This is a genomic window from Trinickia sp. EG282A, from assembly GCF_040965455.1.
Taxonomy (GTDB): domain Bacteria; phylum Pseudomonadota; class Gammaproteobacteria; order Burkholderiales; family Burkholderiaceae; genus Trinickia; species Trinickia symbiotica.
Window position 1 is genome coordinate 1,337,655 of the sequence record NZ_JBFRCC010000001.1, and the last position, 25,188, is coordinate 1,362,842.

A 25,188-nucleotide genomic window follows, 5' to 3' on the forward strand; every position below is an offset into this window, starting at 1 on the left:
GAACGATGGCGCAACGCGCAGACACGGGTGCACGCAGCTCGCGACAGCCGTGCCTGCCGTTCAGGCCACGGCTTATAGCTCCTCGTAAAGCGGCAGCGTCAGGAACTCGGTGAATTGCTCCGCCGTCGACATCTTTTCGAAGATCTGCGCGGCGCGGACGTAGGGCGCCACGTCGCTGCCCACCTCACTTTTCACTTTCTCGAGTTCCTCTTTCGTCAGATCCCGCACGAGTTCGGCCGTGACCTTGCGGCCGTCGTCGAGCTTGCCCTTCGACGAGCGAATCCATTGCCAGACTTGCGAGCGGGAGATCTCCGCCGTCGCGGCATCTTCCATCAGGTTGTGGATCGGCACGCAGCCGTTGCCCGCGAGCCAGGAGCCGAGGTAGTGGATGCCGACGTTGATGTTGTTGCGCAGGCCGGCCTCCGTGATCGGCGTCTCGGGGCGGAAGTCGAGCAGATCCTTCGCCGTCACCTGTACGTCGTCGCGCTGCTTGGCGATCTGATTCGGCTTGTCGCCGAGCACCTTGACGAACTCTTCCATCGCAACGGGAACGAGTCCCGGATGCGCGACCCAGCCGCCGTCATAGCCGTCCGTGGCATCGCGCGCTTTGTCGGCCCGTACGCCGCTCATGGCCTTTTCGTTCGCCGCCGCGTCGCTCTTGATCGGGATCAGCGCGCTCATGCCGCCGATCGCGGGCGCATTTCGCCTGTGGCAGACCTTCAGCAGATGCAACGCATAGGCGCGCATGAACGGTACCGTCATCGTGATCTGCGCTCGGTCCGCGAGGCAAAAGTCTTTGTCGTTCCTGAATTTCTTGATTGCCGAGAAGATGTAGTCCCAGCGGCCCGCGTTGAGCCCCGAACTGTGCTCGCGCAACTCGTAGAGAATTTCGTCCATCTCGAACGCCGCGAGGATCGTTTCGATCAGCACTGTCGCGCGGATGGTGCCGCGGGCGATGCCGAGCGCTTCCTGTGCCGCGACGAATACGTCGTTCCAGAGGCGCGCTTCGAGATGGCTCTCGAGCTTCGGCAGATAAAAGTAGGGGCCGCTGCCGCGCGCGACGAGTTCCTTCGCGTTATGGAAGAGATAGAGCGCGAAATCGAAGATGCCGCCCGATACGCGCTGGCCATCGACCTTCACGTGCTTCTCGCCGAGGTGCCAGCCGCGCGGACGCACGATCAGCGTGGCGATCTTCTCGTTGAGCCTGTATGTCTTGCCGCTCTGCTCGAGCGAAATCGTGCGGCGCACCGCGTCGATCAAATTCAGCTGCCCCGTGATCTGGTTGTGCCAGTTCGGCGTGTTCGAATCCTCGAAGTCCGTCATGTAGGCGTCGGCGCCCGAGTTTAGAGCGTTGATGATCATCTTGCGCTCGACGGGGCCCGTGATCTCGACGCGCCGGCATTCGAGATCGCGCGGAAGCGGCGCGATCGTCCAATCGCGTTCTCGAATCGCTTTCGTCTCGGCGAGGAAGCTCGGGCGCTCACCCGCATCGAGCCGTTCGGTGCGGGCCGCGCGTGCCTGCAATAGCTCGCGCCGGCGCGGCTCGAACGTGCGATGCAGCTTCGCGACGAGCGCGAGCGCGTCATGCGTGAGGATTTTCTCGAAGCCCGGCTCGATGGCGCCGGTGATTTCGACGCCCGAAGGCAAGGGCAGCGTGTTGGGCATGATGGTATGTCTCCTGGAAGGGGGATGGCGAGATCGGCGGGGCCGCGGCGAACGAGCGGGTCGCGCGACGAGGCGGTCGGGTCGGGCGGGTTTTCGATATGCGGACTGTCCCTTACATCGGACGAAAGCGGCGCGACCCGCGCACTACAATCGGATCAGGCGCTGCCGCCTTCGCACAACGCGCGCATCGCGGCGACGCCGCGCCATGCGCGACGCAGCCGCCGAGGAGGGCATCATGTTCAAGCACATCCTGGTCCCGACCGACGGTTCGGATCTCTCGCAAAAGGCGATCGACGGCGCGATCGAGCTTGCGCGAGCGATCGGCGCGCGTGTCACTGCCTACGCTTGCCTGCCCCAGTATCCTTATTCGCCGTTTTCCGATGCGGCCGTCGAGTTGCCGGAAGACTTTGTCGCGCGCAGCGAACGCGAAGCCCGCTCGCACCTGGAAGACGTGGAGGAGGCGGCCCGGCGCGCGGGCGTCGCCTGCACGTGCCAGACGAGCGTGCATCCGTCGCCGTACCTCGGCATCATCGAAGCCGCGGAGCAGGGCCGCTGCGACGTCATCTTCATGGCGTCGCACGGCCGCCGCGGACTCGGCAGTCTGCTCATCGGCAGCGAAACGCAGCGCGTGCTCACGCATACGAAGATCCCCGTCCTCGTCTACCGATAAGCGCGCCGTGCAATAGCGCCGATCGGTCCGTCACCGGCGCGCCGGGGCGGATCGAAGACGCGAGCGGGCCGGCTGGCCCGTCGCGTTTCCGAATGGCTCCTCACACTGATCTGCTTAGGCGGCGACCTTCTTGCTGTCGAAGAATTGCTCGTCTTCGGTCGAGCCGTGAAGCGCCGTCGTCGATGCTTCGCGCTCGACTGTCTGCGTCACGGCGTCGAAGTAGCCGGTACCGACTTCGCGCTGGTGCTTGACGGCCGTGAAGCCCTTCTCGGCCGCCGCGAACTCGGCCTGCTGCAGTTCGACGAATGCGCTCATCTGCGTGCGCGCGTAGCCGTACGCGAGATCGAACATCGAGTAGTTGAGCGAGTGGAAGCCCGCCAGCGTGATGAACTGGAACTTGTAGCCCATCGCCCCGAGTTCCTTTTGGAACTTGGAGATCGTGGCATCGTCGAGATTCTTCTTCCAGTTGAACGAGGGCGAGCAGTTGTAGGCCAGCAGCTTGTCGGGGAATTGCTTGTGGATTGCTTCGGCGAATTTCTTCGCGTATTCGAGATCGGGCTTGCCCGTTTCGCACCAGACGAGATCGACGTAGGGCGCGTACGCGAGGCCACGCGAGACGGCTTGCGCGAGCCCGGGCTTCGTGCGGAAGAATCCTTCGATCGTGCGCTCGCCCGTCAGGAACGGCTTGTCGTTCTCATCGACATCGGACGTGATCAGGTCGGCCGCCTCTGCGTCGGTGCGGGCAATCAGCACCGACGGCACACCGCAGACATCGGCTGCCAGGCGCGCCGCGACGAGCTTGGCGATGTTCTCGCGCGTTGGCACGAGCACCTTGCCGCCCATGTGGCCGCATTTCTTCACCGAGGCGAGCTGATCTTCGAAGTGCACGCCCGCGGCGCCGGCTTCGATCATCGCCTTCATCAGCTCGAAGGCATTGAGGACGCCGCCGAAGCCCGCTTCCGCATCAGCCACGATCGGCGCGAAGAAATCGATATAGCCTTCGTCGCCCGGGTTCTTGCCTTCCGACCACTGGATCTGGTCCGCTCGCGTGAACGTGTTGTTGATGCGCTTGACGACCTGCGGGACGGAATTGGCGGGATAGAGCGACTGGTCGGGATACATCTCGCCAGCGACGTTCGCATCGCCCGCGACTTGCCAGCCCGATAGATAGATGGCCTTGAGGCCTGCTTTGACCTGCTGCATCGCCTGGTTGCCGGTCAGCGCGCCGAGCGCGTTGACGAACGGCTCCGTATTGATGAGCTTCCAGAGCTTCTCGGCGCCGTGCTTGGCGAGCGTGTGCTCGGGATGCAGCGAACCGCGCAGACGCACGACGTCTTCGGCCGTGTAGCCGCGCTTGACGCCCTTCCAGCGAGCGTCGGTCTCCCACTGCCGTTGAAGTTGAGTTGCCTGCTCTTGACGGGACATGATGTGCTCCTTGTTGCCTAGAGTAAAAAAGCCTGTGCTCGTCGTCGCTTCGCCGGCGGCGAGGTCTTATATAAGAGTCTAGGCAATCTCGTTAGCTGGCAACAGCCATCGTCTCTATCTTTTTTAGTCTTTATTTTCCTTAAATATCAAGGCATTATGTTTTTAATTTCACGATGAGAAACGACATCTTTCATCCCGCAACGCTCGTCGTTGTGCCACGCAGCACCGTTTTTACGTCTCAAAAATATTTTTCGCATCGTGAAATTTCGAGACAGGCTACGGCTGCGTCGTTCAAGGCGGGTAGGAGCCTGTCCGATCGCCGGCGCCGTGATCGGCGCGGCGATCAGCCGGCGCGCCCGTAAAGAGGCGCGCCGGCTGTTGCTGCCTTAGCTACCGCGGCGGGTGCCTCGCGCACTGTCGCCGCGCCGGGCGGCGTAGCCGTCCCGGGAGCCGTCGGTCGGCCGGCCGCTCCAACCGCTGCCGCCGCGCCGGTCGCCATTCGCGGACGCCTTGCCGCGGCTCTCTCCATACCCACCGGCGCCGCGCGAGTTGCCGGCGCCGGTGCCTGCCGCGTTCGAGCCGAATCGCCGGCGCTCGCCGCCGGGGCGACCTCGGCCGCCCGCGCCCGCGCGCGATTTCGCGGGCGGTGCCTTGCGCGGCTCGAATCCCTCGATGACGTTGACCGGAAGCGGCGAGCGTACGAAGCGCTCGATCCGCTTCAACGCGCCTTGCTCCGCATGATGAACGAGGCTCACCGCCGTGCCCGAACGGCCCGCCCGGCCCGTGCGGCCGATACGGTGAACATAGTCCTCGGCGAACTTCGGCAGATCGTAGTTGAACACGTGCGTGATGCCGGGAATGTCGATCCCGCGGGCCGCGACGTCGGTCGCCACGAGCACGCGCAAACGGCGCTCGCGCAGCGCACGGATCGTGCGGTTGCGCGCGCCTTGCGGCAAGTCCCCGTGCAGCGCCGCCGACGCGAAGCCGGCATCGGCAAGGCGGCCGGCGAGCTGGTCGGCATCGTTCTTCGTCGCCGTGAAGACGATCGCCTGATCGAGCGCGGCATCGCGCAGCAGGTGATCGAGCAGGCGGTCCTTATGGTCGCGGTCGTCCACGAAATGCACCGTCTGTGCGATATTCGAGCTCGACTCGGCTTGCCGGCGAATCTCGATGCGCTCCGGGTCGCGCAGCAACCGGTTCGTGAGCGAGCCGATCTTGCCGTCGAGCGTGGCCGAGAACAGCATCGTCTGGCGCGACGCGGGCGTGGCCGCGACGATCGTCTCGATGTCGTCGATGAAGCCCATGTCGAGCATGCGATCGGCTTCGTCGAGCACGAGCATCTGCAATTGCGACAGATCGATGCGGCCGCGCTCGAGGTGATCGAGCAAGCGCCCCGGCGTGGCCACGAGAATCTCGGGATTCTTCGCGAGGAGCATCAACTGCTGGCCGTAGGCGACGCCGCCGAGAATGCTGACCGTGCGCAACCGGCGCAGATGCTTGCCGTAGGTCGACGCCGCGGTCGTCACCTGCATGGCGAGTTCGCGCGTCGGCGTGAGGACGAGCAGAGCCGGGCGCGCCACGGGCGGCCCGCGCCGCGTCCGGCGCTCGCCGTTCTGTTCCGCCGGCTGCGAGGCTGGCGTCTTTTGCAGTTGAGCGAAGCGCTCGATGGCCGGCAGCATGAAGGCCGCCGTTTTACCGGAGCCCGTCGGGCTCGACACGAGCAGGTCTCGGCCCGCCAAGCCGGCCGGAATGGCACGCTGCTGAACCGGCGTCGGCTCGACGTAGCCCGCGGCCGTCAGTGCGGAGACGATGGCGGGCGAAAGGCCCAGCGCGGCAAAGCCGCTGCCCGCGGGTGCGGCCACCTGGGGCTCGTCGCCGGCGGGCGTCGCCGTGTCGTCGAGACGGAGTGCGCGATCGGCGATGGCGGTGAGCGGGGAGGCCGAGGTGGAGGTGAAGCTCGAAGTCATGAGAATCCTTGTGACACAGGGAAAAAACGCCGGCGCCAATCGACCGTTTCGTTCGAGATCGGAACTACGCGCAAAAGCGCTCATTCCGACCGACCTGAGTCACAGGTTCGGCCTGCACGACCGCTGCGAGCAAATCGAAAAACGGGGGCAGCCCGCATGTTGCTGCGAGCATTTCGTTAGAAGCTGTTTCGAATGCGGGACGCCGGGAAGACGCCGCCGCCAGCCGTTCAAGACGACCCGTAGCGGGCCTAGGCGGAAGGGACAGTTTCTAAACTGGATTGGAGCGGAACGCTACTTAAGCGCCCGATCGCAGCGGAAGCCGAGGAAGACTTCCGCCACGACAGGGCGCGGAGCGGATTATACCGGGTTTTGCTGCGCTGCGCCACCCGAGCCGATTTACCTCGTCAGGGCCCGGGGACGGCCGGTCACGCTGCGACGAGCCGATAGGCGAAAGGCGATCTCACAGGAGCCACGCGCGAGTCGGAGGACGCCCTGTTTAGCTGACCGCGCCGCTTTTGAGCGATTCGACGAGCTCGATGTAGAGCTCTTTGGCGCGATCCCGCTCCGTCCCCTTGAGAGAAGCCCAGGCGTCATACTTGTACTTGCCGACGATATCGGCGAAGCCCGGCTTGTCGCCGTGCGCGTCGCCCTCCGTTGCCTGCTTGTAGAGCGCGTAAAGCCGCAGCAGCGTCATGTTGCCCGGTTTTTCGGCGAGCGCCTTCACGTCGGTCAGCGCCTGCTCGAAACGCGCGTCGAGAGTGGTCATTGAACGGTCTCCTTGCCTGAAAGTCAGGCGGCCGATCATAGCAAGCGGCGAGCGCGAAAGCCTGGAGCACCGCCTCCAAACGCGGTCAGTCACTGGTGTCGCATTACAATACCGGCCATGACCCGTACCGTTTTACTTGCGATCGACACTTCGACCGAATATTGCTCGGTTGCATTGCTTTGTTCCGACGATAGTCCTGGCGCGCAATCCGGCGCGCCTGTGCGAATCTGGGGCCGTCACGATAGGACCGGCGCCGTATCGAGCGCCCGCGTGCTGCCCGCGGTGCGCGAGCTCTTCGACGAAGCGGGACTCGCACTGGCCGAATGCTCCGCGATCGCGTTCGGCGCCGGCCCAGGCTCGTTCACGGGCCTGCGCACGGCCACCGGGGTAGCGCAAGGGCTGGCGTTCGCGCTCGGCGTGCCCGTGGTTCCCGTCAGCACGCTGCTCGCCTGCGCCGAGAGCGCCAGGATGCGCGATGCGGCGTCGACGCGCGTGCTCGCCGCACTCGACGCTCGCATGGACGAAGTCTACTGGGCCGACTACGCGTGGGATGCCGGCGAGGGCGAATGGAAGACGCTGTCGCGGCCCGCGCTCGCGGCACCCGCGGCCGTCGTCGTTCCTTCCGAGCCGTTCGCGCTCGCGGGCAACGCCGCGGCGCAGTTCGACGAGCGGCTGCCGGCCGCGGCGGCTGCGAGCATCGTCGACCACGATGCGGTTCCGCACGCCGTCCCGCTTGCGTACGCGGCCTTGCGCGCCTATCGCGGCGGCCGTACCGTGCCGGCCGATCAAGCGGCTCCCGAATACGTGCGCGACAAAGTCGCGCAAACGACGGCCGAACGGCTCGCGACACGGGCCCTTCGGGCGCGGGAGTCGGCTCCATGAGCGGAGTGTTGCTGACCGACCGCTATATGACGCCGATGACGGACGCGGACCTCGACGAAGTCGCGGTAGTCGAGCGCGAAGCCTATGAGTTTCCGTGGACGCGCGGCAATTTCGAGGATTCGCTGCGCAACGGCTACTTCGGCGTCTGCATGCGGCACGTCACGGGCATGCTCATCGGCTACTGCGTGCTCATGCCCGTCGTCGACGAGATGCATCTGCTGAACCTCTGCGTCGCGCCGCGTGCTCAGCGCACGGGGGCGGGGCTCGCTTTGCTGCGTGAAGCCGTGCACATCGCGCGCGGCAAGGGGCTTGCGGGCATCCTGCTCGAGGTCCGGCCGTCGAACTTGCGCGCCGTGCGGCTCTACGAGCGCTTCGGCTTCGTGACGATCGGCCGCCGCAAGAACTACTATCCCGCCCGCCATCGCGGCCGCGAAGACGCGCTCGTCATGCGATTCACGTTTCCGAAGGAGGACGCGCATGGCGTTCGATGAAGCCGCGCTCGAAACATTGGGGCTCGCGCCGATCTGGGTGCGGCGAGGTGAGCGGACAGCGACGACAACACCGACCGCGACCGCCGAGGCCTCCTCGGGCGGGGATCGCGGCGCCACGGTACCGGCAACGACCGTCGCCGGGCCAGCCGTGGCGGCGCGCGAAGCGACAAAGCCGGTGTCGCCGGTCGAGCCGACGGTCCGAGCGCAGACGGACTCGATCGAGAACGAGACGGCATTCGACGACTCCGATTCATCCGGGGCCGACGTCTCGCCGCCAGCGGCATCCGTCGAGACTACGTCGGCTGTTTCGGCGCGGACCAGTAACACTGATGCGTCGGAGCCCGGCGTCGCCGCGCTCGACTGGGAGGCGCTCGAGGCGCGTGTCGCGTCCTGCCAGCTTTGCCGCCTCTGCGAGCGGCGCACGAAGACGGTCTTCGGCGTCGGCGACCGGGAAGCCGACTGGATGCTGATCGGCGAGGGGCCGGGGGAAAACGAGGACAAGCAGGGTGAGCCGTTCGTCGGGCAGGCCGGCAAGCTGCTCGACAGCATGCTGCATGCGCTCGAGCTTGCACGCGGCCGCAACGTGTATATCGCGAACGTCGTCAAGTGCCGACCGCCCGGCAATCGGAATCCGGAACCCGACGAAGTGGCGCGCTGCGAGCCCTACCTGCAGCGTCAGGTCGAGCTCGTGAAGCCGAAGCTGATCGTCGCGCTCGGCCGCGTGGCGGCGCAGAATCTCCTGAAGACCGACGCAAGCATCTCCTCGTTGCGCGGGCGCGTTCATCGATACCAGGATGTACCCGTCATCGTCACCTATCATCCGGCCTACTTGTTGCGCAGCCTGACGGACAAGGCGAAAGCCTGGGTCGACCTGTGCCTTGCGCAAGATACCTACCGGCGCGCGCTCGCCGAACAGGCGGAAAGATGAACGCGCTCGAGCCGGCCGATCGGCGAGCCGTGCTCGAAGCGTTGCTGGCTGTACTCGACGACGACGCCGTACGCGATCTGGCCTGGCTCCTCTTCAGTCCACCTCTGCTGCGCGAGCAGCCCCCGCTCGGCATGCTGGTGAATGCGTTCGAGACGGCGGACGAAGTGGCTGCGACCGAAGCCTGGCTTCTCGCGCTCGACCGCGATTCTGATCCGTTGCGGCAAACGCTCGCCACATCGAGGCTGACACGGCTCGGCCGGTATGCCGAATGCCTGCTGGCGTACTTTCTCGCCCATGGTCCGGCGACGCGGCTCATCGCCGCGAATGTGGCGCTGCGCTTCGCGGGGCGCACGGTCGGGGAATGCGATTTCCTCGTCGAAACGGCAAGCGGCCGACGCCAGCATTGGGAGCTCGCGGTCAAGTGCTATCTGCATCTCGGCGGTGAATCAGCGTCTCTGGCCGACTATGTCGGGCCGAACCTGCAAGATCGCTTCGATGTGAAGCTCGCCCGTCTGCTCGAGCATCAGTTGCCGTTGTCGGCACGCGACGAATTCGCTTCGCTCGGCCATGCGGGCCCGTGGGAAGCTCAGATGCTCGTCAAAGGCTGGCTGTTTTACCGTTGGCGAGAGGACGCCCCCGTCGGCAGCGTTGCCCCGTCTAGGTCGTATCCCCGAGCTGTCGATCCGCTGCACGCGCGCGGCTTCTGGATCACGCGCGGGCAGTGGCCGCGCTTCGCGGCGCGGTTCGCGTGCGACGCAGCCCGAGTCGACAATTTGGCATCCCACTCAGCTATCGAGCAAAGCTCACGCTTGTCGCTCCAGCGCGCCGACGCCTGGGCGGTCCTGCCACGACTGGCGTGGCTTGCGCCGCGGCGCTCGAGCAAAGGCGACGGGGCGCAAGCGGCCAGGCTTTCCACGGCGCAGGCGCTCGCCGAGCGGTTGGCGCAGCACGACGATCCGACGATGGTCGCGGCGTTCGTCCGTGCAGAGGGCGATGACGGCTCGCACCATTGGCGGGAATGCGCGCGCGGCTTCGTCGTACCCGACGATTGGCCCGAGCGAGCCTGCGCCTTCGCGGCCCGGCCTTACCACCAGCGGTGAAAATGATGGAGCGGCCCGATCCCGCTCCCGACGCTCAGCCGGCCGCTTTCGCGCAATGCATCGAGCAAGTAGGCCTTGGCGTCGGCGATGGCGCTCCTGAGGTCAGCGCGCTGCGGCACGAGGGCAGCGATGGCCGACGACAGCGTACAGCCGGTGCCGTGCGTATTCGAGACAGCGATGCGAGGGCCGCCGAACCGGTGCGACCCGCTCGCGTCGACGAGCCAGTCGGGGCTGTCGGGCGCCGCAAGGTGTCCGCCTTTCATGAGAACCGCACGAGCGCCAAACGCGCGCAACGCTTCGCCCTGACGCAGCATCTCCGGCTCGTCCGCGGCCGGGACGACGCCCAGCAGCGCGGCCGCTTCGGGCAGATTCGGCGTGACGACTGTCGCGAGCGGCAGCAGTTCGTCGCGCAGCACCGCGACTGCGTCCGGCTCGAGCAGCGCGCGATGGCTTTTGGAGATCATCACCGTATCGAGCACGACGCAACGCGGTTCGTAGCGCCGCAACGCGGCGGCGACGACGCGCACGATGGGGGCGTTCGAGAGCATGCCGATCTTGACCGCGTCGATGCCGATATCGCCGAAGACAGCGTCGAGCTGCGCCGCGACGAACGACGCGTCGGGCGTATGGACAGCCGTGACCCCCTGCGTATTTTGCGCGGTCAACGCTGTGACGACGCTCGCACCATACGCGCCGAGCGCCGAAAACGTCTTCAGATCGGCCTGAATGCCGGCGCCGCCGCCCGAATCGGAGCCGGCGATCGTCAACACGTTCGGAATGGAGCGCGACATGGTTCTAGACGTGCGAGAGCGGGACGTGTGCGAAGCCTCGGGACACCAGTCGCCGCCCGTCAGTGCTTGACCTCGCCGATCAATGCGACGGCGTCGAACGCGCGCTGATTGGCCTGATGCCGGCGCATGACCATCCACATCGTCAGGCAGACGAACGTGCCGAACAGCACGATCACGATGGCAACGGGGACGTCGAGCCAGACGAGCACCGCATAGAGGCAGAGCATGACGAGCACCGAAAGATTCTCGTTGAAGTTCTGCACGGCGATCGAATGGCCCGCGGAGAGCAGGACGTGGCCCCTGTGCTGCAGCAGCGCATTCATCGGCACGACGAAGAAGCCCGAGAGCGCGCCGACGAACATGAGAAACACGTAAGCGATGATGAGATAACCGGGCACGCGCATATGCCCGAAGTAGAGGCCCCAGTTCGGGGGAACGAGATTGCGCGTATAAAACGCCATCACCATGACGGCGATGCCCATGAGAATGCCGACGGGCAAGACGCTCAGCGATTTCTTGAGCGGCACTTTGGCGGCGGCCATCATGGCCCCGACCGCCACGCCCACGGCGACGATCGCCTGCAGGATTGCGCCCTCGGAAAGCGACATGCCGAGCGAGACCTCGGCCCATTTGAGCACGATGAATTGCAGCGTGGCGCCGGCGCCCCAGAAGAGCGTCGTGACGGCAAGCGAAATCTGCCCGAGCTTGTCGCGCCAGAGCGTCAGGAAACAATCCGCGAAATCGGTCACGAGCCGGATCGGCCCGTGCTGCTGTTTCGGATAGCGGGCGCCCGTATCGGGAATGCGCAGGTTGAATATCGCCGCGACGATGTAGATGCCGACGATTACGACCATGGCCGCCTCGGCGGCCGTGGCGATGACGGGCAGATGGTGCCGCAGGATATGACTCGCGATGTGCGGGCTGATCAGCGCGCCGCCGAGCACGGTGCCGAGGATGATGGAGGCGACGGTCGTTCCCTCGATCCAGCCGTTCGCGGCGACGAGTCGCTCGGGCGGCAGCAGCTCCGTGAGAATGCCGTACTTGGCGGGCGAGTAGGCGGCGGCGCCGAAGCCGACGATGCCGTAGGCGATGAGCGGATGCGCGCCGAACAGCATGAAGAGGCAACCGCCGATCTTGATCGTGTTCGTCACGAACATGACGCGGCCTTTCGGGCGCGAATCGGCGAACGCGCCGACGAAGGCGGCCAGCACGACGTACGAAAGGACGAAGAACAGCTTGAGCAGCGGTGTCATCCAGTTCGGGGCGTGAAGGTCTTTGAGCAGTGCAATGGCGGCGATCAGAAGGGCGCTATCGGCCAGCGACGAGAAGAACTGCGCGGCCATGATGGAATAAAAACCTTTTTTCATCTGATGCGTGTGTGTCCTCGCTGCGGTCGTCCGCCCGGCCGCGCGAGAGACGCGTTGGGACCTATGCCGTTCGAAATGGGTTGTGCGCACGGCTTTATATCACGAAAATAGGTGCCTTCGGACTGCCGGCGCGTCGGGAAGACGACGCTTTTTGGCCGGTTTATATGCACGAAAAGAGCGCCACGAGCGTTCTTCGTTCCCTATTCAGACGAAAACACCTATGCCGCGCCCGCTTCTCGCCACCGTTCATACCGCCGCCTTAGCCAACAATCTTGCCGTCGCGCGCCGCCATGCGCCGCGCTCGAAAGTGTGGGCCGTCGTCAAGGCCAATGCATACGGCCACGGGCTCGCCCGCGCATTCCCCGGTCTGCGCGCGACAGACGGCTTCGGTCTGCTCGATCTCGAAGAGGCGGTCAAGCTGCGAGAGCTTGGCTGGGCCGGGCCGATTCTTCTGCTCGAAGGTTTTTTTCGACCGACCGACATCGACGTCATCGATCGCTATAGCCTCACGACGACGGTGCACTGCGACGAGCAGCTGCGCATGCTCGAAATGGCCCGGCTTTCGAAGCCCCTCAACATCCAGCTCAAGATGAACACGGGCATGAATCGGCTCGGGTATACGCCCGAAAAGTTCCGCGCAGCGTGGGAGCGCGCGCGCGCCTGCCCCGGCGTCGGCCAGATCGTGTTGATGACCCATTTCTCGGACGCCGACAGCGAGCGCGGCATCAGCGAACAGATGGCGGCTTTCGCGCGCGGCGCCGAAGGGATAGCGGGCGCGCGCAGTCTCGCGAACTCCGCGGCGACGCTCTGGCACCCGCAGTCGCACTTCGACTGGGTTCGGCCCGGCATCATCCTTTATGGCGGGTCGCCGTCGGGCGTCTCCAGCGCGATCGAGGGGCTGGGCCTGCAGCCGGCGATGACGCTCGCCTCCGAACTCATCGCGGTGCAGACGCTCGCGGCCGGGCAAAGGGTCGGCTACGGGTCGACCTTCGCCGCGGCGGGGCCAATGCGCATCGGCGTGGTCGCCTGCGGGTATGCGGACGGTTATCCGCGCTGCGCGCCCGAAGGTACGCCGATCTTCGTCGATGGTGTGCGCACGCGCGTCGTGGGCCGGGTATCGATGGACATGATCACGGTCGACCTGACGCCATGCCCGACGGCGAACGTCGGCTCGCGCGTCGAGCTGTGGGGCGCGCAGCTATCGATCGACGACGTCGCTCGCGCTTGCGGCACGATCGGCTACGAGCTCATGTGCGCCGTGGCGCAGCGTGTGCCCGTGCGCGCCGAATAAACCGCCCGGCTCTCTCCGGAAAAAGAACCGACAAGAAAGATCAAGGCGGCGCGTGGCAAAGCAGAAAACGACTTTTACCTGTTCCGAATGCGGGGGGCAGGCTCCCAAGTGGCAAGGGCAGTGCCCAGCCTGCGGGGCGTGGAATACGCTCGTCGAGGCAGTCGCCCCCGCGGCGGGCGGGCATCGCTTCCAGTCGCTCGCGAAAAGCGCCCCCGTGCAGCGTCTCGCCGAGATCGAAGCGGCGGACGTGCCGCGCTTCTCGACCGGCATCGGCGAATTCGATCGCGTCCTCGGCGGCGGATTCGTCGCGGGCGGCGTCGTACTGATCGGCGGCGATCCGGGTATCGGCAAGTCGACGCTTTTGCTGCAATCGCTCGCCGCGGTCGCCGAAAGCCGTCGCGCGCTTTATATCAGCGGCGAGGAATCGGCCGCGCAGATCGGCTTGCGTGCGCAGCGGCTCACGTTGCTCGAATCCGGCTCGAAGGCCGCTGAGCTGAAGCTGCTCGCCGAGATCCAGCTCGAGAAGATCCAGGCCGCGATCGAGGCCGAGCGTCCCGACGTGGCCGTGATCGATTCGATTCAGACGGTTTACTCCGAGGCGCTGACTTCGGCGCCGGGCTCGGTCGCTCAGGTGCGCGAGTGCGCGGCGCAATTGACGCGCATCGCGAAGCAGTCGGGTACGACGATCGTCATGGTCGGGCACGTGACGAAGGAGGGCAACCTCGCCGGGCCGCGCGTGCTCGAGCATATCGTCGATACCGTGCTCTATTTCGAAGGCGATACGCACTCGTCTTTCCGCCTCGTGCGCGCGTTCAAGAACCGCTTCGGCGCCGTCAACGAGCTCGGCGTGTTCGCCATGACCGAGCGCGGCTTGCGCGGCGTCGCCAATCCGTCCGCGCTGTTTCTCTCCCAGCATGGCCAGCATGTGCCGGGCTCGTGCGTGCTCGTCACCCAGGAAGGGTCCCGGCCGCTGCTCGTCGAGATTCAGGCGCTCGTCGATACGGCCCATGTGCCGAATCCGCGGCGTCTTGCAGTCGGGCTCGAGCAGAACCGGCTCGCCATGCTGCTCGCGGTGCTGCATCGTCATGCGGGCATCGCCTGTTTCGATCAGGACGTGTTTCTCAACGCGGTCGGCGGTGTCAAGATCGCCGAGCCGGCCGCCGATCTCGCCGTCTTGCTCGCTATCCATTCGTCGATGCGCAACAAGCCGCTCGGCAAGGGGCTCATCGTCTTCGGCGAAGTCGGGCTCGCCGGAGAAATCCGGCCTTCGCCGCGTGGCCAGGAGCGGCTCAAGGAAGCGGCGAAGCTCGGCTTTACCGCGGCGTTGATCCCGAAGGCCAATGCGCCGAAGCAGGCCGTCGACGGCTTGCAGGTGCTCGCCGTCGAGCGCATCGAAGAGGCGATCGACCGCGTGAAGGAGCTGGAATAGGGCGCGGCGGCGAAGGGGCGTGCATCAGCATGGCCCCTTCGCAGGTGCCCTGGCTAGGCTGACGGAGCTTATCCCGAGTCGCGGCGGCCGAGGCGGCTTTCGGCTATCGGCTTTCGGCTTTCGGCTTGCGCTTACGCCGGGCCGTCGTTGCGAAACAGCAGGTGGCGGCGCGCCTCCTCGACCGTGAGGACCGGCGAGACGCAGCAATCGAGCGGCTCCAGCAGCTCGAGCCAGCTTGCGAGCGGTTGCGCGGCAATGCGCGCGGCGAGCTCGCGCGTGAGCGCCGTCGCATCGGGGCCGCCGATGGCTTGCCCGAGACTCCAGTGGCGGCTTGCCCAGTCTTCGCGGCCGAGCGCCCGGCACAGCTTTTCCCAGAACTTGAGCTCGAGCGCGCCGACCGCGAGCCAGCGGCCGTCCGCCGTGCGGTAGACGTTGTAGCAGGGCACGCCGCCGTCGAGGAGCCCGCGGCTGCCGGCGAGCGCATCGGCCGTGCCTTGCGCGTCCGCGGCCGCATCCCTCGTCTCCAGCGCCGCATGCGCCACGACGTTGTTGTCGCGAATCGCATGCGTCATCGATACGTCGAGGAATGCGCCGTTGCCGCCCTGGGCGACCTGCCAGAGTGCCGCGAGAATTTGCGTGACGGCCGTGGCGGCGCCGCCGAGCAAATCGGCGATCTGGATATTGGGAAGGACGAGGGTGCCGTCGGCTGCCCGAATCTGATCGAGCACGCCCGCGTACCCGAGGTAGTTGATGTCATGGCCGGGCCGATGCGCGAGCGGTCCGTGCGCGCCGTAGCCCGTGATCGCGCAGTAGACGAGCTTCGGATTGATCTGCGCGAGGCTCGCATAGTCGAGCCCGAGACGCGCCATCACGCCCGGACGAAAACTCTCGACGAGCACGTGCGATTCGCGCACGAGCGCACGCAGCACCGTGCGGCCCGTTTCGCTCTTGAGGTCGAGCCGCGTCTCGCGCTTGCCGCGATTGACGATCCGGTAGAACGCGCTTGGCCGGCCGGCGGCCCGGTCGGCAGCACTTTGCATCATGGCGCGTGCGCCGTCGCCGGCACCGGGCTCCTCGATCTTGAGCACGTCGGCGCCGAGCTCGGCCAGCCGCAGTGTGGCGACCGGTCCCGGCAACAGGCGGGTGAGATCGAGTACGCGAAGACCTCGCAGCGGACTGTGCGTCGTCAACGAACACCTCCTAACCGATTTGTTCGAGTTCCTCCTGCGCTTCGAGCCAAGCGGCTTCGAGCGTTTCGAGCCGCGCCTGGACGTCCGCTTGCCGTCTGATCGTATCCGTCAGCTTCGCTTTCGTCGCGGGCTCGTAGCTCGCGGGATCGGCAACGAATGCGTCCAGCGTCGCCTTTTCCGCGTTCAATGCTTCCATTTCTTTCTCGATCTTGGCAATCCGCGTTTGCAGCGGCTTTCTGAGCTGCGCAAGCTTTTGCCGGGCTTCGGCTTCCTGGCGCCGCAGGTCTTTGCGGTTCGCCGCCCCCTCCGTCGCGCCGTTGCCGGCTCCGGCGCCCAGGCTTCCCGTCTTTGCCGCGTCGGCCGTTCCCGCGGCCCTCGCCGCCTCGCGTACCTGCGCCGCGTGCTGCAACAGCCAGTCGCGGTAGTCGTCCAGATCGCCATCGAACGGTTGCAGCCGATGGTTGGCGACGAGCATGAACTGATCCGTGCAGGCCCGCAGCAGGTGCCTATCGTGCGAAACCAGAATCAGCGTGCCCTCGAACTGCGCGAGCGCCATCGTCAGCGCATGCCGCGTTTCGAGGTCGAGATGGTTCGTCGGCTCGTCGAGCAGCAGCAGATTCGGCTTCTGCCAGATGATGAGCGCAAGCGCGAGCCGCGCTTTTTCACCGCCCGAGAACGGCGCGATCGACGAGCTCGCCATCTCGCCGGGGAAATTGAAGCCGCCGAGATAGTCGCGCAGCTCCTGCTCGCGCGCGTCGGGCGCGATCCGGGCGAGGTGCGCGAGCGGCGAGTCGTCCGGCCGCAGCGTTTCGAGCTGATGTTGAGCGAAGTAGCCGATCGCGAGCCCGCGGCCTTGACGCATCGAGCCCGCAAGCGGCGGCAGCGTATCGGCCAGCGTTTTGACGAGCGTCGACTTGCCTTGGCCGTTCGCGCCGAGCAGGCCGATACGCTGACCGTTTTGTATCGACAGCGAGATACCGTCGAGGATCGCGATCTCGCTGCCGTCGTCCGAACGGTAGCCGCAGCGAACGTCCTCCATGACGAGCATCGGGTTCGGCGCCGCATCGGGCTCGCGGAACTCGAACGTGAACGGCGACGCGACGTGCGCCGGCGCGATGCGCTCCATCTTCTCGAGCGCCTTCATCCGGCTTTGCGCCTGTTTCGCCTTTGTCGCCTTGGCTTTGAAGCGATTGATGAAGCTCTCGAGATGCTCGATCGTCTTCTGCTGTTTCTCGTAGGCGCTCTGCTGCAACGTGAGCTGCTGCGCGCGCAGGTTTTCGAACTGCGAGTAGTTGCCGCCGTAGCGCTTCACCTGCCGGTTATCGAGGTGCAGCGTGACATTGCAGACAGAATCGAGGAACTCGCGATCGTGCGAAATGATGACTAGCGTGCCGGCGTAGCGATGGAGCCAGTCTTCGAGCCAGACGATCGCATCGAGATCGAGGTGGTTCGTCGGTTCGTCGAGCAGCAGCAGATCGGAGCGGCACATCAGCGCCTGCGCGAGGTTGAGCCGCATGCGCCAGCCGCCCGAGAAGCTCGCGACCGGCTCGCGCGTTTGCGCGAGCGTAAAGCCGAGCCCGAGCAGCAGCGCTTCGGCGCGCGACGGTGCCGTGTAGCCGTCCGCATCGGCGAAGGCCGCATGCGCATGGGCGAGCGCCTCGCCGTCATGCGCGGCCTCGGCCGCGGCCATTCGAGCTTCGATCTCGCGCAGCGCCGCGTCGCCGTCGAGCGTGTAGTCGAGCGCGGTCCTCTCGACGGCAGGCGTCTCCTGAGCTACATGCGCGATGCGCCAGGAGGGCGGCAGAGAGAAATCGCCGGCGTCGGGATGCAGCTCGCCGCGCAAGACGGCGAAGAGCGTCGACTTGCCGGCCCCGTTTGCACCGACTAACCCGGCCTTTTCGCCGGGGTTCAGCGTGAATGTGGTGGCGTCGAAGAGCGGCTTGACGCCGCGCGATAGACTGAACTGGCTGAAGCGGATCACGGCGGACGGGGCGGCTGGAGCGAAAACCGCTATTTTAGACGGCTCGGGCGACCCCGCGCCGGAGATGCGGCGGCAGATCGCGCCTTTCGATGGCGGCGGGCCGATGCAGTGCCGAAGCGACGGTGCGCCGGTAAGCACGACTGAATGCGTTTGAGAGGAATCCGGTCGTTGTCGCGCTTACGTTTCGCGTAGACTTCGCGATTCATGGAGGGAGATGCGCATGAGTCCGGTCTACACATTTTCGGCACGCACGCTCGGCGGCGAAACGATCAGCCTCGATCGCTATCGCGGTAAGGTGCTCGTGATCGTCAATACAGCGAGCGAGTGCGGTTTCACGCCGCAGTACGCGGGGCTGCAGCAGCTCTACGAAAAGTACGCGGCGCGTGGCCTCGAGTTGCTGGGCTTCCCGTGCAATCAGTTCGGCAAGCAGGAACCCGGCGATGCCGCGCAGATCGCGACTTTTTGCGAAAAAAACTTCGGCGTCACTTTTCCGATGTTCGAGAAGGTCGACGTAAAGGGGGCAAACGCGCACCCGCTTTATCGCTATTTGACGAAGGAAGCTCGCGGCCTGCTTTGGACGAAGTCAATCAAATGGAACTTCACGAAGTTTCTCGTCGATCGCAACGGTAACGTTGTCAGGCGTTACGGGCCGAAGGTGAAGCCTGAAGCGCTGGTGCCCGATATCGAGGCGCTGCTCTGAAAGCACTGGTCGAAACGCCGCTGGCAGCGGGATCCGGTTTTCCGAATCGTTGCAACGTCAATTCGCGCTAATACAAGTGGCCGGCGGCGCGTGAGCCTCGATTTTTTGGCCGACAGAGCCGCCGACGTCGGTTACAAAATCGGCGAAAAAAGCCGCGCGACGTGCATCGTGACGCGTCTTAGCGCAGGCGCTTCCCGATATTCGCTGCGATCGACCTCGTAAGCGAGTGCAAAGTCCTCGGCCAGCATCGCTTCGACTTCAGCGGCGAATTCATGATCGATCGTCAAGACCATGATCTCGAAGTTGAGGCGAAACGATCGATTGTCGAGGTTGGCGCTGCCGACCGCCGCGGCCACGTTATCGATCAGTACGACCTTTTGATGCAGGAAGCCGGGGCGGTACCGAAAAATCCGCACGCCCGCCCGAATGAGGTCGTAGGCATAAAGCTTCGATGCCTCGAAAACCACGTAGTGATCGCGCCGGCTCGGAATGAGAATCCGCACGTCCACGCCGCGCATGACCGCAAGGCGCAGTGCCGCGAATACGGCCTCATCCGGGATCAGGTAGGGCGTCGTAATCCAGATTCGCTCGCGTGCCGCGTGAATCGCCTCGACGAAGAACAGCGAACCCGTCTCGCCTTTGTCCGCCGGACTCGGCGCGACCACGAGGCAGTGCATGTCGTGCCCATGCTGCGGCTGCGGCTCTTCGGCCTGCGACGGCTCGAGCCGCGGCAGCCGCTGCGTCGCCCAGTGCCAGTCCTCGAGAAAGACGAACTGCACGCTCGCCACGACGGGACCGCGCATGTCGATGTGCGTGTCGCGCCACGGCGAAAGCCGTGGATTTCCGCCCAGGTACTCGACGCCGATGTTATGACCGCCGACGAAGGCGCGCTCGCCGTCGACGACGACGATCTTGCGGTGGTTGCGGAAGTTGAGCTGGAATCGATTGACGAAGCGCCGGTTGGTCGCGAACGGATGGATTTCGACGCCGCCGGCCAGCAGCTCGGCCACATACCGTTGCGGAAGATCGAAGGAGCCGATGCTGTCGTAAAGGAAGCAGACGCGCACCCCTTCGCGGGCTTTGGCGATCAGCAGATCCTTCACCATCGTGCCGAGCGGATCGTCGCGCACGATGAAGAACTGCACGAGCACATAACGGCGCGCGTTCTCGATCGCGTCGAGGATCGCGCCGAAGGTCGCATCGCCGTTGACGAGCGTGCGCACCGCGTTGCCGGGCAAAAACGGCATCCCCGAGAGACCCGTCAGCGCGCGCACGACATGGTGGCCGAGCGCGTCGGCGGGGCGGCCCGCGGATGACGCGTGCGTGTCCCAGGCGCTCGGATGCGCGCGCGTGCGCAGCAATTCGTTTTCGAGGCGGCGCGCATCGACATAGCCGGCGAACTTGCTGCGGCCGAGAAAAAGATAGGGGATCAGCGTAAGGTACGGCATCGCGACGAGCGAGACGGCCCACGCGACGGCGCCTTGCGATGTACGCGTATTGAGGATGGCATGGATGGCCGCGATGACGCCAAGCGTATGCGAGACGAAGATGAGCGTGCCAAGCGAGAGCCAGTTGAATTCGAATTGCATGCGTGCGCGAGACTGCCGGTTCGGTCTACCCGGCGACGCTCGAAGCGCCGCCGGTTCGCATCTTACCGAACGCCGTCCAATGAGGGGCGGATCTTCCGCGTGCGCGCGACGGAAAGCGCGCATGAGCGCCGCAAGGGCGGTCGATCAAAGCTCGGGCAGATCGCTCGCCTGGATCAGAAACACGCTGTCTTCGCCCGCGCTCGTCGGCAACCAGACGAGATCGAGCCCGCCGAACGCTGCCTCCACGTTATGGCGCTCGTTGCCGATCTCGACGACGAGCACGCCGTCGTCCTCCAGCCACGAGCGTGCCGCTCCCACGATCCGGCGGACGACGTCCATGCCGTCTTCGCCGCCGGCGAGCGCGAGCTCGGGCTCGTGCCGATATTCGGCCGGCAACGTCTCCATCGACGAACGGTTCACGTAGGGCGGATTCGCGAGAATGACGTTGTAGCGCCGCTCGGGCAGCGGGGCGAACAGATCGCCCTCGAAAAGGGCGACGCGGTCGTCGAGCCCGTAGTCGGCGACGTTGATACGCGCCACTTCGATTGCTTGCGGCGAAACATCGACCGCATCGACGTCGGCATTCGGAAATGCCTCGGCGGCCAGGATCGCGAGGCACCCCGAACCCGTGCACAGCTCGAGCACGGCGGCGACTTCGTCGGGATCGGCAACGTACGGCTGCAGCCCATCCTCGAGCAGCTCGCCGATGAACGAGCGCGGCACGATCACGCGCTCGTCGACATAAAAGCGCCGCCCGTGCATCCATGCCTCGTTCGTGAGGTAGGCCGCCGGCACGCGCTCCGTCGCGCGCCGCTCGATGACCTTCAGCACATCCGCGATTTCACTGTCCAGTAGCCGCGCGTCGAGAAACGGATCGAGCGTATCGAGCGGCAGATGCAGCGTATGCAGGATCAGATAGGCGGCTTCGTCATAGGCATTCGCCGTGCCGTGGCCGAAGGCGAGCTGCGCGGCGGTAAAACGCGACACGGCGTAGCGCAGCAGATCGCGCACGGTGGTGAACGGGGTCATGGGCGTCGTCATCGTCAGCGGCTCCTCGGTTGCGCGCTCGGCGCTATGCAATCAGCGCTTCGAGCACGCGCCGGTAGATGTTCTTCAGCGGCTCGACGAAGGCGAGCTCGATATGCTCGTCGATCTTGTGGATGCTGCCGTTCGGCGGCCCGAACTCGACCACCTGCTGGCATATGCGCGCGATGAAACGGCCGTCGGATGTGCCGCCCGTCGTCGAAAGCGCCGCCGTGACGCCGGTTTCGTCGGCGATCGCGCGCGAGAGCGCGTCCGAAAGCTGGCCGCGGGGGGTAAGAAACGGCAGGCCGCTCACGGTCCATTCGAGCTCGTAGTCGAGGCCGTGCTTGTCGAGGATCGCATGCACGCGCCGCTGCAAGCCCTCGACGGTGCTCGCCGTCGAGAACCGGAAGTTGAAGATCAGCTCGGCGCGACCCGGAATGACGTTGGACGCGCCGGTTCCGCTGTGCAGGTTCGAGACCTGCCAGGTCGTCGGCGGAAAGTACTCGTTGCCGGCATCCCAATGTTCGTCGACGAGCTCGGCCAGGGCCGGCGCGAGCAGGTGAATCGGGTTCTTTGCCAGATGCGGGTAGGCGATATGGCCTTGCAATCCCTTGACGGTAAGCTTGCCCGACATGGAGCCGCGGCGGCCGTTCTTGATGATGTCGCCGAGCGTCGCGTCCGAGGTCGGCTCCCCGACAATGCAGTAGTCGAGCCTTTCACCGCGCGCCTGCAGCGCCTCGACGACCTTGACGGTGCCGTCTGTGGCGGGGCCTTCCTCGTCGCTCGTGATGAGAAAGGCGATCGAGCCGCGATGGCCGGGATGCGCGGCGACGAATTCCTCGCTCGCGATGACGAAGCCCGCGATCGACGCCTTCATGTCGGCGGCTCCGCGTCCATAGAGCTTGCCGTCGCGCCGCGTAGGCGTGAAGGGCGGCGATTTCCACTGCTCGAGCGGCCCCGTCGGCACGACATCGGTATGGCCCGCGAACGCGAGCAGCTTGCCGCTCGTCCCGTCGGCGCCGCGCTTGACCGCCCAGAGATTCGTGACGCCGTGCGAGGCGATCGTCTCGCACTCGAAGCCGATCGCTTCGAGCCGCTCGATCAGAAGCTGCTGGCAATGCTGATCGTCGGGCGTCACCGAGGCGCGCGCGATCAGTTCTTCGGTGAGGGCAAGGGTGCCGGACATGAATGCGAACCCGTTTCAATAAAAGTTGGCCGGACCGCCTGCGGGCGGCGGGCGGGCGCGAGACCGCCGCGCCGACCGGTCAGCCGAAGAGCGATGCGTATTCGTCCGCGGAGAAGCCGAGCGACTTGACGCGTCCGTCGACGACCACCACGGGCCGCTTGACGATCGACGGCTTCTCGACCATGAGCGCGATCGCACCGTCGAGGGTCTCGGCGGCGGCCTTTGCTTCGTCGGGCAGACCGCGCCACGTGGTGCCGCGGCGGTTCAGCAGCGATTCCATCGACACGTCGGCAAGCCACGACTTCACGAGCGCAGCGCTGAGGCCGGCTTTTTTGAAATCGTGGAATTCGAACGGGACGCCGCGCGCTTCGAGCCACGTGCGGGCCTTCTTGACGGTGTCGCAGTTCGGAATGCCGTAGACGATCGTTCGCCCTTTCGCCGCCATCAGTCGCCTCGCAACAACTCGTTGAGTCCGACTTTCGCGCGCGTCTTCGCATCGACCTTCTTGACGATCACGGCGCAATAGAGGCTGTGCGTGCCGTCCTTGGACGGCAGGTTGCCGGCCACCACGACCGAGCCCGGCGGCACGTAGCCGTAGCTGACTTGACCGGTTTCGCGATCGTAGATCTTCGTGCTCTGGCCGAGGTAGACGCCCATCGAAATGACGGAGTTCTCGCCGACGATGACGCCCTCGACGACCTCCGAGCGCGCACCGATGAAGCAGTTGTCCTCGATGATGACGGGATTCGCTTGCAGCGGCTCGAGCACGCCGCCGATGCCGACGCCGCCCGAGAGGTGAACGTTCTTGCCGATCTGCGCGCACGAGCCGACCGTCGCCCACGTATCGACCATCGTGCCCTCGTCGACGTAGGCGCCGATGTTCGTATACGACGGCATCAGCACGACGTTTTTCGCGATGAACGAGCCGCGCCTCGCAATGGCGGGCGGGACGACGCGAAAGCCGCCGGCCGCGAAGTCCTCGGCGGTGTAATTCGCGAATTTGGACGGGACTTTGTCGTAGAACTGCGAGTAGCCGCCGGCGGGCAGCGGCACGTTGTCTTCGAGTCGGAACGACAGCAGCACGGCCTTTTTGAGCCATTGATTGACGACCCATTGGCCGTCCTTCTTTTCGGCGACGCGCAGGGCGCCTTTGTCGAGCTGCTCGAGCGCGTGCTCGACCGCATCGCGCACCTCGGCCGGCGCCGCCTTGGGCGAGAGCTCGGCGCGGTTTTCCCAGGCGTTATCGATGATCTGCTGTAGTTGTTGCGACATGTTCGTGGTCTGGCGGATTGGATATCGGTGGATCGAGCGCGAGCGCGACGGATGCGCGCTTCACGCGTGCCCGCGCGAGAGTCACAGCGCGCGGCAGAAATCGACGATGCGGCGTGCGCCTTCGACGCATTCGGTCACATCGGCGACGAGCGCAATGCGGACGAAATCGCGGCCCGGGTTCGTGCCGTGAGCGGTTCGTGCAAGATACGACCCCGGCAAAACGGTCACATTATAGTCGGCGTAGAGACGCCGGGCGAACTCGGTGTCCGAGAGGCCCGTGCGCGCTACGTTGGCCCATAGGTAGAACGCCGCATCGGGCATCCTCACGTCGAGCACCTCCGACAGCATCGGCGTGACGGTCGAAAATTTCTGGACATACTTCGCGCGGTTCTCGCGTACGTGCGTTTCGTCGTTCCATGCCGCAATGCTGGCCGCCTGGTAGACCGTCGAGAGCGCGGCGCCATGGTAAGTGCGGTAGAGCAGGAACTTCTTGATCAGCGCCGCATCGCCGGCCACGAAGCCGGACCGCATGCCCGGCACGTTCGAGCGCTTCGACAGGCTCGAGAGCATGACGAGCCGCTCGAAGCCGCGGCCGAGCCGGTGCGCCGCCTCGAGGCCGCCGAGCGGCGGCGTTGCCTCGTCGAAATAGATTTCCGAATAGCATTCGTCCGATGCGATCACGAATCCGTGGCGGTCGGAGAGTGCGAAGAGTTCGCGCCAGTCGTCGAGCGTCAGCACGGCCCCCGTCGGGTTGCCCGGCGAGCAGACGTAGAGGAGCTGCGTGCGCGCCCAGACCTCGTCGGGCACGGCGCCGTAGTCGCAGGCGAAGTTGCGCGCGGGGTCGCTGTTCGCGAAGTGGGCTTCAGCGCCGGCAAGAAGCGCCGCGCCTTCGTAGATCTGATAGAACGGGTTCGGGCAGAGCACGACCGCGCCTTCGCGCGTCCCGTCGACGACGGTCTGCGCGAGCGCGAAAAGCGCTTCGCGCGAGCCCGAGACCGGCAGCACGTCGGTGGCCGGATCGAGCGCGGGCAAGCCGTAGCGCTTCGTCGTCCAGCGCGCGATGGCCTCGCGCAGCGCGCCAGAGCCGGCGGTGGCCGGGTAGCTCGAGAGTGCATCGAGCGAAGCGACGATCGCCTCGCGGATCAGCGTCGGCGTGGCATGCTTCGGCTCCCCGATGCCGAAACTGATGTGCGGCAAGTTGGCGGGCGGCGTCGCCTCTTTCAGCAGCACGCGCAGCTTTTCGAACGGATAGGGCTGAAGCAGATCGAGGCGAGGGTTCAGTGCGTTCACGTTGAGCTCGGCGGTGCGGAACGGGATGCGCGATGCCGGCCGGCGCGTCGAAACGCACGGGTGCCGGCGCGGGGCGCGCCAAAAAATCACGAATCGTCGGAAGGCGGCAATTATAGCCCCGCGGGGCGACTCGACGGCGCCGGACCCGATGGTATGATTGCCGATCTTATTCAAAAACAGCG

The 25,188-nt window shown here is 65.6% G+C and carries 22 protein-coding genes; 8 read left to right on the forward strand and 14 right to left on the reverse strand.

The genetic code is table 11. The annotated features are described in order from the left end of the window. Positions 1 to 72 precede the first annotated feature (72 nt). Positions 73 to 1,665, reverse strand: coding sequence for a malate synthase A (gene aceB / locus AB4Y31_RS06155; protein ID WP_368673134.1), 1,593 nt, complete (start codon positions 1,663 to 1,665; stop codon positions 73 to 75). 235 nt (positions 1,666 to 1,900) lie between these two features. Here aceB and AB4Y31_RS06160 point away from each other — a divergent pair, with 235 nt between their 5' ends. Continuing rightward, the gene (locus tag AB4Y31_RS06160) at positions 1,901 to 2,335 is read left to right on the forward strand and encodes a universal stress protein (protein WP_026230320.1); all 435 of its coding nucleotides are present in this window, start codon (positions 1,901 to 1,903) and stop codon (positions 2,333 to 2,335) included. Positions 2,336 to 2,449: 114 nt separating this feature from the next. Here the strand turns inward: AB4Y31_RS06160 and aceA are convergent, their stop codons facing one another. From aceA to AB4Y31_RS06175, 3 genes are all read right to left on the reverse strand, one after another. Then, the gene (gene aceA / locus AB4Y31_RS06165) at positions 2,450 to 3,760 is read right to left on the reverse strand and encodes an isocitrate lyase (protein WP_018444166.1); all 1,311 of its coding nucleotides are present in this window, start codon (positions 3,758 to 3,760) and stop codon (positions 2,450 to 2,452) included. Between the two features lie 386 nt (positions 3,761 to 4,146). Then, on the reverse strand, positions 4,147 to 5,727 hold the full coding sequence (locus tag AB4Y31_RS06170; protein ID WP_368673135.1) for a DEAD/DEAH box helicase: 1,581 nt from the start codon (positions 5,725 to 5,727) through the stop codon (positions 4,147 to 4,149). Positions 5,728 to 6,223: 496 nt separating this feature from the next. Then, a complete protein-coding gene (locus tag AB4Y31_RS06175; RefSeq protein ID WP_018444170.1) occupies positions 6,224 to 6,493 on the reverse strand; it encodes an acyl-CoA-binding protein in 270 nt (89 codons plus the stop codon). Positions 6,494 to 6,610: 117 nt separating this feature from the next. On the opposite strand from AB4Y31_RS06175, the gene tsaB reads away from it, so the two are divergent. The 4 genes from tsaB to AB4Y31_RS06195 are packed head-to-tail and all read left to right on the forward strand — an operon-like array spanning position 6,611 to position 9,894. Next, the gene (gene tsaB, locus AB4Y31_RS06180) at positions 6,611 to 7,375 is read left to right on the forward strand and encodes a tRNA (adenosine(37)-N6)-threonylcarbamoyltransferase complex dimerization subunit type 1 TsaB (RefSeq protein ID WP_368673136.1); all 765 of its coding nucleotides are present in this window, start codon (positions 6,611 to 6,613) and stop codon (positions 7,373 to 7,375) included. Then, positions 7,372 to 7,866: a ribosomal protein S18-alanine N-acetyltransferase gene (gene rimI / locus AB4Y31_RS06185; protein WP_107151658.1), complete on the forward strand. Its 495-nt coding sequence runs from the start codon at positions 7,372 to 7,374 to the stop codon at positions 7,864 to 7,866. The genes tsaB and rimI overlap by 4 nt, the downstream gene beginning before the upstream one ends. Then, positions 7,853 to 8,794 (forward strand): uracil-DNA glycosylase family protein, encoded by a 942-nt coding sequence (locus AB4Y31_RS06190; protein WP_368673137.1) that lies wholly within the window; start codon positions 7,853 to 7,855, stop codon positions 8,792 to 8,794. The genes rimI and AB4Y31_RS06190 overlap by 14 nt, the downstream gene beginning before the upstream one ends. Continuing rightward, positions 8,791 to 9,894: a DUF1853 family protein gene (locus tag AB4Y31_RS06195; RefSeq protein ID WP_368673138.1), complete on the forward strand. Its 1,104-nt coding sequence runs from the start codon at positions 8,791 to 8,793 to the stop codon at positions 9,892 to 9,894. The genes AB4Y31_RS06190 and AB4Y31_RS06195 overlap by 4 nt, the downstream gene beginning before the upstream one ends. Here AB4Y31_RS06195 and thiD read toward each other — a convergent pair. Then, a complete protein-coding gene (gene thiD, locus AB4Y31_RS06200; RefSeq protein ID WP_368673139.1) occupies positions 9,879 to 10,685 on the reverse strand; it encodes a bifunctional hydroxymethylpyrimidine kinase/phosphomethylpyrimidine kinase in 807 nt (268 codons plus the stop codon). The two genes, AB4Y31_RS06195 and thiD, sit on opposite strands and share 16 nt — an antisense overlap. 59 nt (positions 10,686 to 10,744) lie before the next feature. Further along, the gene (gene lplT, locus AB4Y31_RS06205) at positions 10,745 to 12,052 is read right to left on the reverse strand and encodes a lysophospholipid transporter LplT (RefSeq protein WP_018444176.1); all 1,308 of its coding nucleotides are present in this window, start codon (positions 12,050 to 12,052) and stop codon (positions 10,745 to 10,747) included. A 220-nt stretch (positions 12,053 to 12,272) separates the two neighbouring features. Here lplT and alr point away from each other — a divergent pair, with 220 nt between their 5' ends. Together alr and radA are read left to right on the forward strand one after the other, a co-directional pair. Next, the gene (alr, locus tag AB4Y31_RS06210) at positions 12,273 to 13,343 is read left to right on the forward strand and encodes an alanine racemase (protein ID WP_368673140.1); all 1,071 of its coding nucleotides are present in this window, start codon (positions 12,273 to 12,275) and stop codon (positions 13,341 to 13,343) included. A gap of 52 nt (positions 13,344 to 13,395) precedes the next feature. Further along, positions 13,396 to 14,772 carry a DNA repair protein RadA gene (gene radA, locus AB4Y31_RS06215; RefSeq protein WP_026230322.1) on the forward strand — a complete coding sequence of 459 codons (1,377 nt, stop codon included), beginning with the start codon at positions 13,396 to 13,398 and terminating at the stop codon, positions 14,770 to 14,772. Positions 14,773 to 14,903: 131 nt separating this feature from the next. On the opposite strand, the gene AB4Y31_RS06220 is transcribed toward radA, so the two are convergent. Beyond that, positions 14,904 to 15,962: a CaiB/BaiF CoA transferase family protein gene (locus AB4Y31_RS06220; protein ID WP_368673141.1), complete on the reverse strand. Its 1,059-nt coding sequence runs from the start codon at positions 15,960 to 15,962 to the stop codon at positions 14,904 to 14,906. Between the two features lie 10 nt (positions 15,963 to 15,972). Beyond that, positions 15,973 to 17,943, reverse strand: coding sequence for an ATP-binding cassette domain-containing protein (locus AB4Y31_RS06225; protein WP_368673142.1), 1,971 nt, complete (start codon positions 17,941 to 17,943; stop codon positions 15,973 to 15,975). A 220-nt stretch (positions 17,944 to 18,163) separates the two neighbouring features. On the opposite strand from AB4Y31_RS06225, the gene AB4Y31_RS06230 reads away from it, so the two are divergent. Next, positions 18,164 to 18,643 (forward strand): glutathione peroxidase, encoded by a 480-nt coding sequence (locus AB4Y31_RS06230; RefSeq protein ID WP_368673143.1) that lies wholly within the window; start codon positions 18,164 to 18,166, stop codon positions 18,641 to 18,643. A 131-nt stretch (positions 18,644 to 18,774) separates the two neighbouring features. Here the strand turns inward: AB4Y31_RS06230 and cls are convergent, their stop codons facing one another. From cls to dapC, 6 genes are all read right to left on the reverse strand, one after another. Continuing rightward, a complete protein-coding gene (gene cls / locus AB4Y31_RS06235; RefSeq protein ID WP_368673144.1) occupies positions 18,775 to 20,232 on the reverse strand; it encodes a cardiolipin synthase in 1,458 nt (485 codons plus the stop codon). A gap of 144 nt (positions 20,233 to 20,376) precedes the next feature. Further along, the gene (prmB, locus tag AB4Y31_RS06240) at positions 20,377 to 21,261 is read right to left on the reverse strand and encodes a 50S ribosomal protein L3 N(5)-glutamine methyltransferase (protein WP_368673463.1); all 885 of its coding nucleotides are present in this window, start codon (positions 21,259 to 21,261) and stop codon (positions 20,377 to 20,379) included. Positions 21,262 to 21,304: 43 nt separating this feature from the next. Beyond that, a complete protein-coding gene (gene dapE / locus AB4Y31_RS06245) occupies positions 21,305 to 22,444 on the reverse strand; it encodes a succinyl-diaminopimelate desuccinylase (RefSeq protein ID WP_368673145.1) in 1,140 nt (379 codons plus the stop codon). A gap of 79 nt (positions 22,445 to 22,523) precedes the next feature. Continuing rightward, complete coding sequence (locus AB4Y31_RS06250) at positions 22,524 to 22,889, reverse strand: ArsC family reductase (RefSeq protein ID WP_368673146.1); 366 nt, start codon at positions 22,887 to 22,889, stop codon at positions 22,524 to 22,526. Then, complete coding sequence (dapD, locus tag AB4Y31_RS06255; protein WP_018444187.1) at positions 22,889 to 23,716, reverse strand: 2,3,4,5-tetrahydropyridine-2,6-dicarboxylate N-succinyltransferase; 828 nt, start codon at positions 23,714 to 23,716, stop codon at positions 22,889 to 22,891. Before dapD ends, AB4Y31_RS06250 begins: the two co-directional genes overlap by 1 nt. A gap of 81 nt (positions 23,717 to 23,797) precedes the next feature. Beyond that, positions 23,798 to 24,997, reverse strand: coding sequence for a succinyldiaminopimelate transaminase (dapC, locus tag AB4Y31_RS06260; RefSeq protein ID WP_368673464.1), 1,200 nt, complete (start codon positions 24,995 to 24,997; stop codon positions 23,798 to 23,800). Positions 24,998 to 25,188: the final 191 nt, after the last annotated feature.

Excerpts from the sequence above, each read along its gene's own strand:
- aceB (WP_368673134.1), bottom strand. The coding sequence starts at position 1,665 with ATGCCCAACACGCTGCCCTTGCCTTCGGGCGTCGAAATCACCGGCGCC.
- AB4Y31_RS06160 (WP_026230320.1), top strand. The coding sequence starts at position 1,901 with ATGTTCAAGCACATCCTGGTCCCGACCGACGGTTCGGATCTCTCGCAA.
- aceA (WP_018444166.1), bottom strand. The coding sequence starts at position 3,760 with ATGTCCCGTCAAGAGCAGGCAACTCAACTTCAACGGCAGTGGGAGACC.
- AB4Y31_RS06170 (WP_368673135.1), bottom strand. The coding sequence starts at position 5,727 with ATGACTTCGAGCTTCACCTCCACCTCGGCCTCCCCGCTCACCGCCATC.
- AB4Y31_RS06175 (WP_018444170.1), bottom strand. The coding sequence starts at position 6,493 with ATGACCACTCTCGACGCGCGTTTCGAGCAGGCGCTGACCGACGTGAAG.
- tsaB (WP_368673136.1), top strand. The coding sequence starts at position 6,611 with ATGACCCGTACCGTTTTACTTGCGATCGACACTTCGACCGAATATTGC.
- rimI (WP_107151658.1), top strand. The coding sequence starts at position 7,372 with ATGAGCGGAGTGTTGCTGACCGACCGCTATATGACGCCGATGACGGAC.
- AB4Y31_RS06190 (WP_368673137.1), top strand. The coding sequence starts at position 7,853 with ATGGCGTTCGATGAAGCCGCGCTCGAAACATTGGGGCTCGCGCCGATC.
- AB4Y31_RS06195 (WP_368673138.1), top strand. The coding sequence starts at position 8,791 with ATGAACGCGCTCGAGCCGGCCGATCGGCGAGCCGTGCTCGAAGCGTTG.
- thiD (WP_368673139.1), bottom strand. The coding sequence starts at position 10,685 with ATGTCGCGCTCCATTCCGAACGTGTTGACGATCGCCGGCTCCGATTCG.
- lplT (WP_018444176.1), bottom strand. The coding sequence starts at position 12,052 with ATGAAAAAAGGTTTTTATTCCATCATGGCCGCGCAGTTCTTCTCGTCG.
- alr (WP_368673140.1), top strand. The coding sequence starts at position 12,273 with ATGCCGCGCCCGCTTCTCGCCACCGTTCATACCGCCGCCTTAGCCAAC.
- AB4Y31_RS06230 (WP_368673143.1), top strand. The coding sequence starts at position 18,164 with ATGAGTCCGGTCTACACATTTTCGGCACGCACGCTCGGCGGCGAAACG.
- cls (WP_368673144.1), bottom strand. The coding sequence starts at position 20,232 with ATGCAATTCGAATTCAACTGGCTCTCGCTTGGCACGCTCATCTTCGTC.
- prmB (WP_368673463.1), bottom strand. The coding sequence starts at position 21,261 with ATGACCCCGTTCACCACCGTGCGCGATCTGCTGCGCTACGCCGTGTCG.
- dapE (WP_368673145.1), bottom strand. The coding sequence starts at position 22,444 with ATGTCCGGCACCCTTGCCCTCACCGAAGAACTGATCGCGCGCGCCTCG.
- AB4Y31_RS06250 (WP_368673146.1), bottom strand. The coding sequence starts at position 22,889 with ATGGCGGCGAAAGGGCGAACGATCGTCTACGGCATTCCGAACTGCGAC.
- dapD (WP_018444187.1), bottom strand. The coding sequence starts at position 23,716 with ATGTCGCAACAACTACAGCAGATCATCGATAACGCCTGGGAAAACCGC.